The following is a 14,045-nucleotide window of genomic DNA, read 5'->3' as shown; positions in this document are numbered from 1 at the left end:
TCACGGCTAACCGACCAATACCGGTCACCGAACACCGACTACAGGAGAGGCACCATGACGCAAGCCCCCGACCGCGAGAAGGCTATCGAACTGGCAATAGCCCAGATCGAGAAGAGTTACGGCAAAGGCTCGGTGATGCGTCTCGGCGACGAGATGCGTCAACCGATCTCGGTCATTCCGACCGGGTCCATCGCACTGGACGTGGCCTTGGGCATCGGCGGCTTGCCGCGCGGCCGGGTCGTGGAAATCTACGGCCCGGAATCCTCGGGTAAGACCACCGTCGCACTGCATGCGGTGGCCAACGCCCAGGCCGCCGGCGGCGTCGCGGCGTTCATCGACGCCGAGCACGCCCTGGACCCGGAGTACGCCAAGAAGCTCGGTGTGGACACCGATTCTTTGCTGGTCAGTCAGCCGGATACCGGTGAACAGGCCCTCGAGATCGCCGACATGCTGATCCGCTCCGGTGCGCTGGACATCCTGGTCATCGACTCGGTGGCGGCACTGGTGCCACGCGCCGAACTCGAAGGCGAGATGGGGGACAGCCACGTCGGCCTGCAGGCCCGGCTGATGAGCCAGGCGCTGCGGAAAATGACTGGCGCGCTGAATAACTCGGGAACCACTGCGATCTTCATCAACCAGCTCCGCGAAAAAATCGGAGTCATGTTCGGCTCACCCGAAACGACAACTGGCGGAAAGGCTTTGAAGTTCTACGCATCGGTGCGGATGGATGTGCGCCGGATCGAGACTCTCAAGGACGGCACGAATGCGGTCGGTAACCGCACCCGGGTCAAGGTCGTGAAGAATAAGGTGTCGCCACCCTTCAAGCAGGCCGAGTTCGACATCCTTTACGGCAAGGGCATCAGCAGGGAGGGCTCACTCATCGACATGGGTGTGGATCAGGGCTTTATCCGCAAGTCCGGTTCCTGGTTCACCTACGAGGGTGAGCAGCTCGGCCAGGGCAAGGAGAACGCTCGTAACTTCTTGATGGAGAACGCCGACGTGGCCAACGAGATCGAGAAGAAGATCAAGGAAAAGCTCGGCATTGGCGCGGTCGTTACCGATGACGAAGTCTTGCCCGCCCCCGTCGATTTCTGAGCCGTCTCGCGAGGAGCAGGCGCGGTCACTATGCCTGCGCCTGCTCACCGCGAGGTCGCGTACCCGGGCCGAGTTGTCCGGCCAGCTGGCCAAACGCGGGTATCCCACGGACGTCAGCGACCGGGTATTGGACCGACTGGCGGCCGTCGGCCTAGTTGACGACGCCGCGTTCGCCGAGCAATGGGTGCAGGCACGCCGGTCCAGCGCCGGAAAGGGCAAGCGGGCTTTGGTCGCCGAGCTGCGCACCAAGGGCGTCGACAACGACGTGATCACCAAGGTGCTGGCCGAGGTGGACGCCGGTGTTGAGCGGGAGCGCGCCGAGCAACTGGTCCGGGTCAGGCTGCGCCGCGAGAACCTGGTCGGCGACCAGACGAGAGTGGCTCGCCGGCTGCTCGCGATGCTGGCACGACGTGGCTACGACCAGGCCTTGGCCTACGAGGTGGTCAGCGCGCAGCTGGACCTCGAGCTCGAGCGCCGCAGCGTATAGCCCGTCGGTCCAGAGCGGCTGAGCTTGGCCGCAACAGTCGCAGGGGTGCCACCGCCGTACCATGGCCCCGTGAGTTCGATGGTGGCGTCAGACGCGGCGACCGTGGCCTCAAAGGCTGCGTCGTCGGCGCGTACCTACCAGGTGCGTACCTACGGCTGCCAGATGAACGTCCACGATTCCGAGCGGCTGGCGGGCCTGCTGGAAGCGGCCGGATACCAGCGAGCAGCCGAGGGCGCCGACGCCGACGTGGTGGTCTTCAACACCTGCGCCGTGCGGGAGAACGCCGACAACAAGCTGTACGGCAACCTCAGCCACCTGGCGCCGCGCAAACGCCGCGACCCCGATATGCAGATCGCGGTCGGCGGATGCCTGGCCCAGAAGGACCGAGACACGGTGCTGCGCAAAGCACCGTGGGTCGACGTCGTCTTCGGCACGCACAACATCGGGTCGCTGCCCACGCTGCTGGACCGGGCACGGCACAACAAGGCCGCCCAGGTGGAAATCGCCGAGGCGCTGCAGCAGTTCCCGTCGTCGCTGCCCAGTGCCCGCGAATCCGCTTACGCTGCTTGGGTTTCCATCTCCGTCGGATGTAACAACAGCTGCACGTTCTGCATCGTCCCGTCGCTGCGCGGCAAAGAGGTGGATCGCAGTCCGGCCGACATCCTGGCCGAAGTGCGGTCGCTGGTGGACGACGGGGTGCTCGAGGTCACGCTGCTGGGCCAGAACGTCAACGCCTACGGCGTCTCCTTCGCCGACCAGGCGCTGCCGCGAAACCGTGGCGCGTTCGCGGAGCTGCTGCGGGCTTGCGGTCGTATCGACGGCCTGGAGCGAGTACGGTTTACCTCTCCGCATCCCGCCGAGTTCACCGACGACGTCATCGAAGCCATGGCGCAGACGCCGAATGTCTGCCCCGCGCTGCACATGCCGCTGCAGTCCGGCTCCGACCGGGTACTGCGGGCGATGCGGCGGTCCTACCGCGCCGAGCGCTATCTGGGCATCATCGAACGGGTCCGGGCAGCCATGCCGCACGCGGCCATCACCACCGATCTGATCGTGGGCTTCCCTGGTGAAACCGAAGAGGACTTCGCGGCGACGCTCGACGTGGTGCGGCAAGCCCGGTTCGCCGCGGCCTTCACCTTCCAGTACTCCCAGCGGCCCTGCACACCCGCGGCCACATACGACGGACAGCTGCCGAAATCGGTTGTGCAGGAACGTTATGAGCGACTGGTCGAGGTGCAGGAGCAGATATCCCTCGAGGGCAACAGAGCCATCGTCGGCCAGCAGGTCGAATTGCTGGTTGCCACCGGCGAGGGACGCAAAGACGCCCGCACCGCGCGGATGAGCGGGCGGGCGCGCGACGGCCGGCTCGTGCATTTCGCTGCGTACGACGAGGTCCGGCCGGGCGACATCGTCACCACGACGGTCACCGACGCCGCGCCGCACCATCTCATCGCCGATGCCGGCATCCTGACCCGCCGCCGCACGCGGGCCGGCGACGCGCACGCCGCCGGGCAGCGGCCCCGCGGCATGGGCCCAACTGGTCTCGGCATGCCCGGTATCGGCCGGCCGGCCGAAACCGCCTCGGTCGATCCGCTCGGATGCAGTCGATGAACGCAGACCCCAACGGAACCGACTTCGACGCCTTCCGATCCGAGATCGAGGCGGCGGAACGCCGGATCGCTCGAGAGATCGAGCCGGGTCCAAGGGGTTTCGTCGTCGCCATCCTGGTGTTCGTGCTGCTGGGATCGTTCGCGCTCTCGCACACCGGGAATGTGCGCGGGTGGGATGTGCTGTTCAGCAGTCACGGCGCCGGCGCGGCGGCGGTGGCGCTGCCTTCCCGGGTGTTCGCCTGGCTGGCGCTGGTGTTCGGCGTCGGCTTCTCGATGCTGGCGCTGCTGACCCGGCGCTGGGCGCTGGCCTGGATTGCGCTGGCGGGTTCGGCGCTGGCCTGCGGCGCAGGAATGCTCGCCATCTGGTCTCGCCAGACAGTGACCGCAGGCCATCCCGGGCCCGGGGTGGGGCTTTTCGTCGCCTGGATCACCGTGATCTTGCTGACCTTTCACTGGACCCGCGTGGTGTGGGCGCGCACCATCGTGCAGCTCGCGGCCGAGGAGCAACGGCGTCGAGTCGTTGCGCAACAGCAGTCCAGGACACTGCTGGACGCCTTGGACGGGACCGCAGACGACCCAGAGACCCCGGAAGACCGAGCGACCCCGGACGGTGCTGACGATGCCACGGCTCATTCTGACGAGGAAAAAGACGAGGGAAAAGACGGCCGTTAGGACCGGCGGGTCAGCGCTTGTGCGGCCGCGTCAGCCCACTGCCGCCACTGTTCGGCGTTGGCCCTGGCCTCCTCGGCTTCCTTGGTACGGCCGGCGGCTGCGGCTTTCTCGGCCTGCTGCGCGAACTGCTCGGCGCGGTTGCGGAACTGCTCGGCACGGGCCTGGGCCTGCGGATCCGACCACCCTGAGTCGCCGGCGTCGCGCAGCTTCTTCTCGACGGCCCGCAGCCGTCGCTCCAGCTCGGCTGTGCGTTCCCGCGGCACCCGGCCGATCGCGTCCCATTTGTCGGTGATCGAGCGCATGGCGGCTCTGGCGGCATCGAGGTTGCCGGTATCCAGCTTCTCCGCTTCGGTCAGCAGCGCCTCTTTGGCCGCCGCGTTGGCCCGCAGCTCCGCGTCCTTTTCGGCGGTCGCGGCGTTGCGGGCGGTGAAGAACGCATCCTGGGCGGCCTTGAAGCGACGCCACAGGGCGTCGTCGACGTCCCTGGTCGCCCGGCCCGCCGCCTTCCACTCGGTCAGCAACTTGCGGAATTCGGCGCTGGTGGGAGTCCAGTCCGTCGACCCGGCAAGCTCTTCGGCCCGTTCGCACAGGCGCTCCTTCGACTGCCGCACCCCCGATCGCTCCCGGTCCAGCTCGGCGAAATGGGACCCGCGGCGCCGGTTGAACGTTTCCCGGGCCGCCGAATAGCGCTTCCACAGCGCATCGTCGACCTTGCGGTCCAGGCCGGTGATGGTCTTCCATTCGTCGAGGATCGCCCGCAACCGGTCGCCGGCGATCTTCCACTGGGTCGAGTTGGCGGCCAGGTCCTCGGCCTCGGCGGCCAGCGCCTCCTTGCGGGCGGTCTGCTCGGCCCGATGAACCTCCCGTCGGGAGCGATCGGCGACGACGATGACGTCGATACGGGCGATCAGGTTGGTCAATCGCTGCGTAAGCGCGTCGACGTCGCCCAGCACGGCCGCCGTCGGCAGCGTCTCGGCGAGCGCGACAGCGTTGGCCCTGATCTTGCGGGCATCGCCGGTTCCCGACGTAAGCCGCTCCTCCATCAGCGTGATCTCGGTGCTCAAGTCGTCGAATCGCCGGCCGAAATGGGCGAACGCGGCCTCGGGGTCACCGGCCTGCCACGATCCGATGACTCGCTCGCCGGCCGGGGTGATCAGCCAGACGGTGCCGTCGTCGTCCACGCGCCCGAATTGGTGTGGGTCGCTGTGCGGAGCCACGACGAACGGGTGCGCGACGGGTCGCGGCGCCGGCCGGGGACGGGGCCGCGGTCCCGGCCGTGGCGCAGGCTTGGGTGAACCCGGTGATTCCCTGCCGCGGGGCTCGTCAGCCGCCATTCCGTCGTCACCTCCCTTTGACCGTCCGCGCGGCGACATCCCGCGCACCTGCCGCGCTCAGCGGCACCTTCGTCTACCGGCTCCAACAGTATTCAAGCAGCTTGGCGGGCGGTGTGCGGGTCGCTTGCCGGCGCGCACCCGCATAGCTGCGGAAATGCAAGCGGCGGATAACAAATCGGTTCCACCCTCTGCTGGACCATAGGGCGATGTCGGCCAGCGCCGGTAGCGTGGCGGCACACGACATCGGAGGATCCCGGGGGGCTTTTCGGCCGGGTCGGTGGGAGGCATTCACCATCGCGACCATCGCGAACATCGCGAACATTGACATTGCGGCGTTGCTCGCGCTGTTCGCCGCGCTCATATCGGGCGTGGGAGACGTGGTCCGTCAGAGGTCAGCGCAGGAGATCACCGACGACGATCAGGTCGGCCACGTCGAGCTGCTGCGCATGTCATTGGGGGATGCGCGGTGGTGGCTGGGCGGAGTGGCGGCCGTCGCCAGCGCGGCGCTGCAGGCGGTGGCCTTGGGCTTGGGTTCGGTGGTGCTGGTGCAGGCCCTACAGGTGACCTCGCTGCTGTTCGCGTTGCCGGTGTACGGCTGGGTGACTAAACATCGTCTGAGCCGCCGGGAGTGGGGGTGGGCGGTCCTGCTGGCCGCGGCGGTGGCGGTCTTCGTCGCGGTCGGTGAACCGGCCGCCGGCTACCCGCGGGCGTCACTGCAGACCTGGGCCGTGGTGGCGGTCGTGATCGGACCCGCGATGGTGTGCTGCGTGCTGGGCGCGCGGATCTGGGCGGGCCGGGTGGCCGCGGTGTTGCTGGCGCTGGTGGCGGCGTCCTCATGGGCGCTGTTCGCGGTGCTCACCAAGGCCGTCGTCGATGTCCTCAGCGACGCTTCTCATGGCGGAGTCGCCGCCGTGTTGCGCATGCCGGAGTTCTACTTCTGGTTGCTGGCCGCGGTGATCGGGACCGTGTTCCAGCAGTCGTCGTTCCGGGCCGGCGGGCTGACCGCGTCGCTACCGGCGATGACGGTGGCCGAGCCACTGGTGGCGTCGCTGCTGGGAGTCACCGTGCTGGGTGAAACCCTCGGCGCCGACGGTCCGGAGCTGATCGGCCTGGCCGCCGCCGTCGTGGTGGTGATCGTCGCGACGACCGCACTGGCCCGCGGCGAGGCCGCCACGATGGTTTCGGGGGCCGGGGAGGAGCTTTCCCTCAGCCGCGAGCCGGGTCTCCTCGTCGCGTCCGAAGAGTTTGACGACGCATCGCCGACGCACAGGTCGGATATAGATCGATTGAGTAGGTGTTGAACGTGGACTGCGCGGGACTCGCGGTAAGCGCTGACGGCGCGCCGAGCAACGGCTCCCCGGGTGGACATCGGGGAGGTAATCAGTAATGGCGAAAGTCGACATCGCCGTGGTCCTTGCGCTGCTCGCGGCCTTCGCTTCGGCAATCGGCAACGTCTTTCGGCAGCGGTCCGCGGAGGAGATCACCGACAGGGAAGTTGGCCACCTCGAGCTGTTCCGCTTGTCGCTGCGCGACACCCGGTGGTGGCTCGGCGCCGGCGGGGCGATCGCCAACTACGTGCTGCAGGCCGTGGCCTTGGCGCTGGGCTCGGTGATGTTGGTGACGGCGCTGCAGGTGACGGCGTTGCTGTTCGCCCTGCCGATCTACGCGTATCTCACCAAGGTCCGGGTGACCCGCCGCGAGTGGGCCTGGGCGGTCCTGTTGGCCGCCGCGCTGGCGGTGGTCGTGACCATCGGCGACCCGGGCAGCGGCACGTCACGCGGCTCACTGGGAACGTGGACCGCGGTGGGCGTGGTGATGGGTCCGCTGTTGGTGTTCTGCGTGCTGGGTGCCCGGTTCTGGACGGGCTCGGTGGCCGCGGTGCTGCTGGCGGTGGTTGCAGGCTGCTCGCTGGCGCTATTCGCGGTGCTCACCAAAGGGGTGGTCGAAGTGGTGCACGGCGGCGTGGGTGCGCTGCTGCTGGCTCCTGAGTTCTATTTCTGGCTGGCCGCTGCGGCCGGGGGCATGATCTTCCAGCAGTCGTCCTACCGCGCGGGATCGCTGACTGCCTCGCTGCCGACGTCGGTTGTCGCCAAGCCGCTGGTCGGGTCCGTGCTCGGCATCATCGTGCTCGGTGAGACTTTGCACACCACCCGGACCGGATTTTTCGTCGTGGCCGCAGGTGTGGCGCTGGTGATCGTCGCGACCTTCGCCCTGGCCCGGGGCGAGGCGGAGAACGTGACCGAAGAGGCGATCGAGAGCGGGCGCATCCCGATCATCACCGATCCGCGGGTAATACCGAATGCGGGATGGGCCCGGGCGGCCGGCGAGCCGGCGGCCCTGGCTCGCAGCCCCGGCCCGACCCGTTGATCCGCGCCCGGGCGGTTTCGCCGAGCCGCTAGCTTGGTGAGGGTGCGGGTCGGAAATTGAGGGTCATCAATGTCGAAAGTTGAATTCGCCGCGCTCGTCGCTTTGTTGGCGGCGCTGGCATCGGCGATCGGCGATGTGATCCGGCAGCGCTCCGCGCATGAGATCACCGACGAGCACGTCGGCCACCTGCAGCTATTCGGCTTGTCGTTGCGCGACACCCGGTGGTGGCTGGGCGGCATGATGGCGGTGCTGAATTACAGCCTGCAAGCGGTCGCCTTGGTCTGGGGGTCGGTGATGCTGGTGACTTCGCTTCAGGTGACCGCGCTGCTGTTCGCCCTGCCGATCTACGCCCGGATGACCGGGCACCGCATCACCCGCTGGGAGTGGGTTTGGGCGTTCGTCCTGGCGGCTGCCCTGGCGGTGGTCATCATTGTCGGCCATCCCGACGTCGGCCAGCCGCGTACGTCGCTGCACACCTGGATCATCGTCGGCGCCGTCATGGGCCCGGTATTGGTGGCGTGTGTGGTCGCCGCGCGCGTCTGGGCGGGCCGTCCGGTGGCAGCTGCGTTGTTGGCGTTCGTGGCGGGTTCGTCGTTGGCGCTGTTCGCGGTGCTGACGAAGGGAGTCGTCGAAGTGCTGCACGACGACGGCTTCGGAGCCGTGCTACGTACTCCGGAGTTCTATCCCTGGCTGCCCGCGGCGCTGGCCGGGATGATTTTTCAGCAGTCGGCTTTCCGTGCCGGTGCGCTGACCGCTTCACTGCCCACGATGACTGTCACGAAGCCCGTGGTGGCGGCAGTGCTCGGTGTCACGCTACTCGGCGAGGCGCTGACAGCCAGCGGAGCCGAGGCGTTTGTGCTGGTCGCAGGTGTGGCACTGGTGATCATCGCAACCGTGGCGCTGGCTCGGGGCGAGGCCGCGACAATGGTCGCCGAAGCTGGGCAAGACAGCGAAGACGCCACGGGCTCGTTCGGTGACGCTGCGGTCCCCGGCGGTGAACCTGTCGTCGAGGGAGCCGCCTAGGCCCACCCCCGAGACGCTAGTTTGGTGACGTGCTGAGCGGCATCGCGATCGTTCCGTCCGCGCCGGTGCTCGTTCCCGAGCTCGCCGGTGGGGCCGCTGCCGAGCTGGCCGACCTGACCGCGGCGGTGACGGCGGCGGCCGGGTTGCTGCCGTCGGGCTGGGTCGTGGTCGGAACCGGCCGCGCTGACGAGGTGGTGGGTCCCGACCGCGTCGGCACCTTCGCAGGCTTCGGCGTCGACGTGCGGGTGCACCTCGGTCCGCAGGACCCCGGGCCGGCGCAGGCGCCGGCCGAGTTACCCCTGTGCGCGCTGATCGGTGCCTGGGTCCGGGGCCGGGCCCGTCCCGACGCCAGTGCACAGGTCCGGGTGTACCGCAGCGACCACGAAGCCGATGCCGCCCTCGCCCTCGGCAGGCGGCTGCGTGCCGAGCTCGACACGTCGAGCGATCCGATCGGTGTGCTGATCGTGGCCGACGGAGCCAACACCCTGACGCCCGCCGCTCCCGGCGGCTACCAACCCGGCAACGCGGACGCGCAGCTGGCCCTCGATGACGCGCTGGCCAGCGGCGACGTCGCCGCATTGACCCGGCTGCCCGGCCAGATCCTGGGCAGGGTGGCATTCCAAGTGCTGGCGGGGCTGGCCGAGCCCGGACCACGAACCGCCAAGGAGCTTCACCGTGGGGCGCCCTACGGAGTGGGCTACTTCGCGGGCGTATGGCAGCCGTGAGACCGCTTGCCATCATCGGCCCGACCGGCACCGGCAAGTCGCGGCTGGCGCTCGACGTCGCCGAGCGACTGGGCCGCGCCGGAACCGCTGCCGAGGTGGTCAACGCCGACGCGATGCAGCTCTATCGCGGCATGGACATCGGCACCGCCAAGCTGACGATCGAAGAGCGTCGCGGCATCCCGCACCGGCAGCTCGACGTCCTGGACGTGACCGAGACCGCCAGCGTCGCGCGCTACCAGCAGGCCGCCGGCGCCGACATCGAGGCGATCGCGGATAGGGGAGCCGTGCCCATTGTGGTGGGCGGCTCGATGCTCTACGTCCAGTCGTTGCTGGACGACTGGTCGTTTCCGGCCACCGATCCCGCCGTCCGCGTGCGGTGGGAGCGCAGGCTCGCCGAAGTCGGGGTGGGCCGGCTACACGCCGAGCTGGCCAGCCGCGACCCGGCCGCAGCCGCGGCGATTCTGCCCACCGACGCCCGACGCACCGTGCGGGCCCTCGAGGTGATCGAGCTCACCGGCCGGCCGTTCGCCGCGTCCGCGCCACGCATCGGAACCCCGCGGTGGGACACTGCCATCGTCGGATTGGACTGTGATACAGCGATTCTCGACGAGCGGCTGGCGCACCGCACCGAAATGATGTTCGAACGCGGCCTGGTGCGGGAAGTACGCGCGCTGCTGCGGCAGGGCCTGCGCGACGGGGTCACCGCGTCACGCGCGCTGGGCTACGCGCAGGTGATCGCCGCCCTGGACGCCGGTCCCGAAGCCGCGCCGGAAGCCGAGCGGTTGCGGGCCGCGCAGCAGCAGACCTTCGTGGGCACCCGCCGCTACGTGCGGCGGCAGCGATCCTGGTTTCGCCGCGACCACCGGATCCACTGGCTCGACGCGGCGGGGGACGCCGACCGCATCGCCGGGGAAGCATTGCGGTTGTGGCGACACATATCCTGATCAGGTGATGTTCGCGAAGGGCCACGGCACCCAGAACGACTTCGTGCTGCTGCCCGACGTGGAGGCCGCGCTGGAGCTCACCCCTGGACGAGTCGCCGCACTGTGCGACCGGCGCCGGGGACTGGGCGCCGACGGGGTGCTGCGGGTCACTACTGCGGGTGCGGCCGTGCGCGCCGGTTCGCTCGAGCGGCTGCCCGACGGCGTCAGCTCCTACGACTGGTACATGGACTATCGGAACGCCGACGGGTCGACGGCGCAAATGTGCGGCAACGGCGTGCGGGTGTTCGCGCATTACCTGCGCGCGGCCGGGTTGGAGGCACGCGACGAATTCGTCGTCGGCTCACTGGCCGGCCCGCGGCTGGTCAACGTGCACCGCGTCGATGCGACCAGCGCCGACGTGACCGTCGACATGGGCAAGGCCAACCGGCTGGGCGCGGGTGAAGCCGTCATCGGTGGCCGGCGCTTTCATGGGATGGCAATCGACGTGGGTAATCCGCATCTGGCGTGCGTGGATCCGCGGCTGACCCCCGACGAGCTTGCGGCCCTGGACGTCGCGGCCCCGGTCAGCTTTGACACCGCCCAGTTTCCCGCGGGGGTGAACATCGAAGTGCTCACCGCACCCGAGGCCGGGCTGATCCGGATGCGTGTGCACGAGCGCGGCGTGGGTGAAACGCGTTCGTGCGGAACGGGAACCGTCGCGGCCGCCGTCGCCGCGCTGGGTTTCGCCGGCGCAGACACCGGAACGCTCACCGTGCGGGTACCGGGGGGCGACGTCGTGGTCACCGTCACCAGCGCCACCAGCTACCTACGGGGACCGTCGGTTCTGGTGGCCCACGGCGAGCTCTCGGACGCTTGGTGGAGCGCGCCGGCCTGAATTTATTCGGATGCGCGCCGGCGACAGGCGTGCCACCATCGATATTGGTTATGACAGATCCCGATTGGCCCGAGAAGGCAGACTCGCCGATGACGGGCATCCCTGAATCCGCACCGAGCCTCGGTGAACTCGCTCTCGAAGACCGGTCCGCGCTACGCCGGGTCGCGGGGTTGTCCACCGAACTCGCCGACGTCTCCGAGGTCGAGTACCGCCAGCTGCGACTGGAGCGCGTGGTCTTGGTGGGCGTGTGGACCGACGGCAGCGCCGCTGACAACCAGGCCAGCCTGGCCGAGCTCGCGGCCCTGGCCGAAACCGCCGGCTCGCAGGTGCTCGAAGGGCTGATTCAGCGCCGTGACCGGCCCGACCCGTCGACCTATATCGGCTCCGGCAAGGCGGCCGAACTGCGAGAAGTGGTACTGGCGACCGGCGCCGACACCGTCATCTGCGACGGTGAGCTGTCCCCGGCGCAGCTGACCGCGCTGGAGAAGGCGGTCAAGGTCAAGGTCATCGACCGCACGGCGCTGATCCTCGACATCTTCGCCCAGCACGCCACCAGCCGCGAAGGCAAGGCGCAGGTGTCGCTGGCCCAGATGGAGTACATGCTGCCGCGGCTGCGCGGCTGGGGTGAGTCGATGTCGCGGCAGGCCGGCGGCCGCGCCGGCGGCAGCGGGGGAGGCGTGGGGCTGCGCGGCCCCGGTGAGACCAAAATAGAAACGGATCGGCGCCGCATCCGCGAGCGGATGGCCAAGCTGCGACGCGATATCAAGGCGATGAAACAGGCCCGCGACACGCAGCGCAGCCGCCGGCTGCACAGCGACATACCGTCGATCGCCATCGTCGGCTACACCAACGCCGGTAAATCCAGCCTGCTCAACGCGCTGACCGGGGCCGGCGTGCTGGTGGAGGACGCGCTGTTCGCCACCCTGGAGCCCACCACCCGGCGCGCCGAGTTTGACGACGGCCGACCGTTCGTGCTGACCGACACCGTCGGCTTTGTGCGCCACCTGCCCACCCAACTGGTCGAGGCCTTCCGGTCCACCCTCGAGGAGGTCGTCGACGCCGACCTGCTGGTGCACGTCGTCGACGGCTCCGACGTCAACCCGCTGGCCCAGATAAGCGCGGTCCGTCAGGTGATCTCCGAAGTGATCGCCGACCACCGTGTCCATGGCGCGGACGCGCCCCAAGAGCTGTTGGTGGTGAACAAGACCGACGCCGCCGGCGACCTCATGCTGGCCAGACTGCGCCACGAGCTGCCCGGGGCGATGTTCGTCTCCGCCCGCACCGGCGACGGCATCGACGCACTCAGGCGGCGGATGGCCGAGCTCGCCGTCCCCACGGACACCGCCGTCGACGTGGTGATCCCGTATGACCGTGGTGACCTGGTATCCCGCGTGCATGCTGACGGCCGGGTGCAGGAGGCAGAACACAACCCCGAAGGCACCCGCATCCGGGCCCGGGTTCCGGTGGCGCTGGCCGCGAGCCTGCGGGAGTTCTCCGTCTAGCCGGCCAGCTCGGCGCGGGCCGCCGCCGACCAACCACCCGGTTGGTATATGTTGGGCTGCAGACATTTCTGGCCGGAGGTAAATCCATGGGCAGCGCCATCAAGTACCAGCGCACTCTTTTCGAACCGGAACACGACTTGTTCCGCGAGTCCTACCGGGCTTTCCTCGACCGTCACGTGGCGCCGCATCACGACGAGTGGGAGAAGGCGAAGATCGTCGACCGCGGAGTCTGGTTGGAGGCCGGCAAGCAGGGCTTCCTGGGCATGGCGGTACCCGAGGAGTACGGCGGCGGGGGGAATCCCGACTTCCGGTACAACACGATCGTCACCGAGGAAACCACCGCCGGACGTTACAGCGGGATCGGCTTCGGCCTGCACAACGACGTCGTGGCGCCCTACCTGCTGAGACTCACCAACGACGAGCAGAAGCAGCGCTGGCTGCCCGGATTCTGCACCGGCGAGCTGATCACCGCCATCGCGATGACGGAGCCGGGGACCGGCAGTGACCTGCAGGGCATCAAGACGCGGGCGGTCAAAGACGGCGACCACTACGTGCTCAACGGGTCGAAGACGTTCATCACCAACGGCATCAACTCTGATCTGGTGATCGTGGTGGCCCAGACCGATCCGGAAAAGGGTGCGCAAGGGTTCAGCCTGCTGGTCGTCGAACGCGGCATGGATGGTTTCGAACGCGGCAGGCACCTGGACAAGATCGGGCTGGACGCCCAGGACACCGCCGAGCTCTCGTTCACCGATGTGCGAGTTCCGTTGGAGAACCTGCTCGGCGAGGAGGGTAAGGGCTTCATCTATCTGATGCAGAACCTGCCGCAGGAACGGATCAACATCGCCGTCATGGCCGCCACCGCCATGGAGACTGTGCTGGAGCAGACGCTGCAATACACCAGAGAGCGCAAGGCATTCGGCAAGCCGATCGGTAATTTCCAGAACACCCGGTTCCTGTTGGCCGAACTGGCCACCGAGGCCACGATCGTGCGCATCATGGTCGATCAGTTCCTGGCGCTGCACCTGGAAGGAAAGCTGACGGCCGAGCAAGCCGCGATGGCCAAGTGGTACTCGACCGAGAAGCAAGTACATCTGATCGACCGCTGTCTGCAGCTGCACGGCGGTTATGGCTACATGCGGGAATACCCGGTCGCTCGGGCCTATCTCGATGCACGCGTGCAGACGATCTACGGCGGCACGACCGAGATCATGAAGGAGATCATCGGCCGCAGTCTGAGCGTCTAAAGGACCGGGAAAAGGGTCCGCATTGTCGTGGGGATGAGCGCGTCACGTAACGTCGGCATTTGTGTCTTCGCGTACCAACTCGTCGATTGCCACGGCGGTGGGGGACCAGGTCAGCCCGGCAAACACCCACGTCAACTGTGTTTGCCCACGACGGTGCGAGACGCG

At 68.3% G+C, this 14,045-nt stretch carries 13 protein-coding genes; 12 read left to right on the top strand and 1 reads right to left on the bottom strand.

The window, feature by feature from the left end; genetic code table 11:
- Positions 1–54 precede the first annotated feature (54 nt).
- The 4 genes from recA (at position 55) to A5791_RS15135 (ending at position 3,864) form a co-directional block, all read left to right on the top strand.
- Positions 55–1,095 carry a recombinase RecA gene (gene recA / locus A5791_RS15150; RefSeq protein ID WP_067238224.1) on the top strand — a complete coding sequence of 347 codons (1,041 nt, stop codon included), beginning with the start codon at positions 55–57 and terminating at the stop codon, positions 1,093–1,095.
- Positions 1,061–1,582: a recombination regulator RecX gene (gene recX / locus A5791_RS15145; protein WP_067238121.1), complete on the top strand. Its 522-nt coding sequence runs from the start codon at positions 1,061–1,063 to the stop codon at positions 1,580–1,582. Before recA ends, recX begins: the two co-directional genes overlap by 35 nt.
- Before the next feature lie 78 nt (positions 1,583–1,660).
- Positions 1,661–3,193 carry a tRNA (N6-isopentenyl adenosine(37)-C2)-methylthiotransferase MiaB gene (gene miaB, locus A5791_RS15140; protein WP_067238118.1) on the top strand — a complete coding sequence of 511 codons (1,533 nt, stop codon included), beginning with the start codon at positions 1,661–1,663 and terminating at the stop codon, positions 3,191–3,193.
- Positions 3,190–3,864, top strand: coding sequence for a hypothetical protein (locus A5791_RS15135; RefSeq protein WP_082966940.1), 675 nt, complete (start codon positions 3,190–3,192; stop codon positions 3,862–3,864). Before miaB ends, A5791_RS15135 begins: the two co-directional genes overlap by 4 nt.
- Here the strand turns inward: A5791_RS15135 and A5791_RS15130 are convergent.
- Positions 3,861–5,198 carry a DUF349 domain-containing protein gene (locus A5791_RS15130; protein ID WP_067238115.1) on the bottom strand — a complete coding sequence of 446 codons (1,338 nt, stop codon included), beginning with the start codon at positions 5,196–5,198 and terminating at the stop codon, positions 3,861–3,863. The genes A5791_RS15135 and A5791_RS15130 overlap by 4 nt on opposite strands.
- Positions 5,199–5,509: 311 nt before the next feature.
- Here A5791_RS15130 and A5791_RS15125 point away from each other — a divergent pair, with 311 nt between their 5' ends.
- The 8 genes from A5791_RS15125 to A5791_RS15090 all read left to right on the top strand — a co-directional run bounded on the left by A5791_RS15125 (position 5,510) and on the right by A5791_RS15090 (position 13,880).
- The gene (locus A5791_RS15125) at positions 5,510–6,499 is read left to right on the top strand and encodes a DMT family transporter (RefSeq protein WP_067238220.1); all 990 of its coding nucleotides are present in this window, start codon (positions 5,510–5,512) and stop codon (positions 6,497–6,499) included.
- Positions 6,500–6,584: 85 nt separating this feature from the next.
- On the top strand, positions 6,585–7,565 hold the full coding sequence (locus tag A5791_RS15120; RefSeq protein ID WP_067238112.1) for a DMT family transporter: 981 nt from the start codon (positions 6,585–6,587) through the stop codon (positions 7,563–7,565).
- Positions 7,566–7,634: 69 nt separating this feature from the next.
- Positions 7,635–8,588 (top strand): DMT family transporter, encoded by a 954-nt coding sequence (locus tag A5791_RS15115; protein ID WP_067238108.1) that lies wholly within the window; start codon positions 7,635–7,637, stop codon positions 8,586–8,588.
- 29 nt (positions 8,589–8,617) lie between these two features.
- Entirely contained in the window at positions 8,618–9,313 is a 696-nt protein-coding gene (locus A5791_RS15110) for a hypothetical protein (RefSeq protein ID WP_067238105.1), read from the top strand.
- Positions 9,310–10,257 carry a tRNA (adenosine(37)-N6)-dimethylallyltransferase MiaA gene (gene miaA, locus A5791_RS15105; protein ID WP_067238216.1) on the top strand — a complete coding sequence of 316 codons (948 nt, stop codon included), beginning with the start codon at positions 9,310–9,312 and terminating at the stop codon, positions 10,255–10,257. The genes A5791_RS15110 and miaA overlap by 4 nt, the downstream gene beginning before the upstream one ends.
- A gap of 4 nt (positions 10,258–10,261) precedes the next feature.
- Positions 10,262–11,131: a diaminopimelate epimerase gene (gene dapF, locus A5791_RS15100; RefSeq protein ID WP_067238101.1), complete on the top strand. Its 870-nt coding sequence runs from the start codon at positions 10,262–10,264 to the stop codon at positions 11,129–11,131.
- A gap of 89 nt (positions 11,132–11,220) precedes the next feature.
- A complete protein-coding gene (gene hflX, locus A5791_RS15095; RefSeq protein ID WP_156661342.1) occupies positions 11,221–12,633 on the top strand; it encodes a GTPase HflX in 1,413 nt (470 codons plus the stop codon).
- A gap of 86 nt (positions 12,634–12,719) precedes the next feature.
- The gene (locus tag A5791_RS15090; RefSeq protein ID WP_067238099.1) at positions 12,720–13,880 is read left to right on the top strand and encodes an acyl-CoA dehydrogenase family protein; all 1,161 of its coding nucleotides are present in this window, start codon (positions 12,720–12,722) and stop codon (positions 13,878–13,880) included.
- The last annotated feature ends 165 nt before the right edge of the window (positions 13,881–14,045 follow it).

Origin of the sequence: Mycobacterium sp. 852002-51163_SCH5372311, assembly GCF_001667115.1 — a bacterium.
GTDB lineage: Bacteria > Actinomycetota > Actinomycetes > Mycobacteriales > Mycobacteriaceae > Mycobacterium.
Note: the sequence above shows the minus strand (reverse complement) of the source record. Positions and strands in the feature narration are given on the sequence as shown.

Bases quoted from the DNA above. Each gene is read 5' to 3' on its own strand.
- recA (WP_067238224.1), top strand. From the start codon at position 55: ATGACGCAAGCCCCCGACCGCGAGAAGGCTATCGAACTGGCAATAGCC.
- recX (WP_067238121.1), top strand. From the start codon at position 1,061: ATGACGAAGTCTTGCCCGCCCCCGTCGATTTCTGAGCCGTCTCGCGAG.
- miaB (WP_067238118.1), top strand. From the start codon at position 1,661: ATGGTGGCGTCAGACGCGGCGACCGTGGCCTCAAAGGCTGCGTCGTCG.
- A5791_RS15135 (WP_082966940.1), top strand. From the start codon at position 3,190: ATGAACGCAGACCCCAACGGAACCGACTTCGACGCCTTCCGATCCGAG.
- A5791_RS15130 (WP_067238115.1), bottom strand. From the start codon at position 5,198: ATGGCGGCTGACGAGCCCCGCGGCAGGGAATCACCGGGTTCACCCAAG.
- A5791_RS15120 (WP_067238112.1), top strand. From the start codon at position 6,585: ATGGCGAAAGTCGACATCGCCGTGGTCCTTGCGCTGCTCGCGGCCTTC.
- A5791_RS15115 (WP_067238108.1), top strand. From the start codon at position 7,635: ATGTCGAAAGTTGAATTCGCCGCGCTCGTCGCTTTGTTGGCGGCGCTG.
- hflX (WP_156661342.1), top strand. From the start codon at position 11,221: ATGACGGGCATCCCTGAATCCGCACCGAGCCTCGGTGAACTCGCTCTC.
- A5791_RS15090 (WP_067238099.1), top strand. From the start codon at position 12,720: ATGGGCAGCGCCATCAAGTACCAGCGCACTCTTTTCGAACCGGAACAC.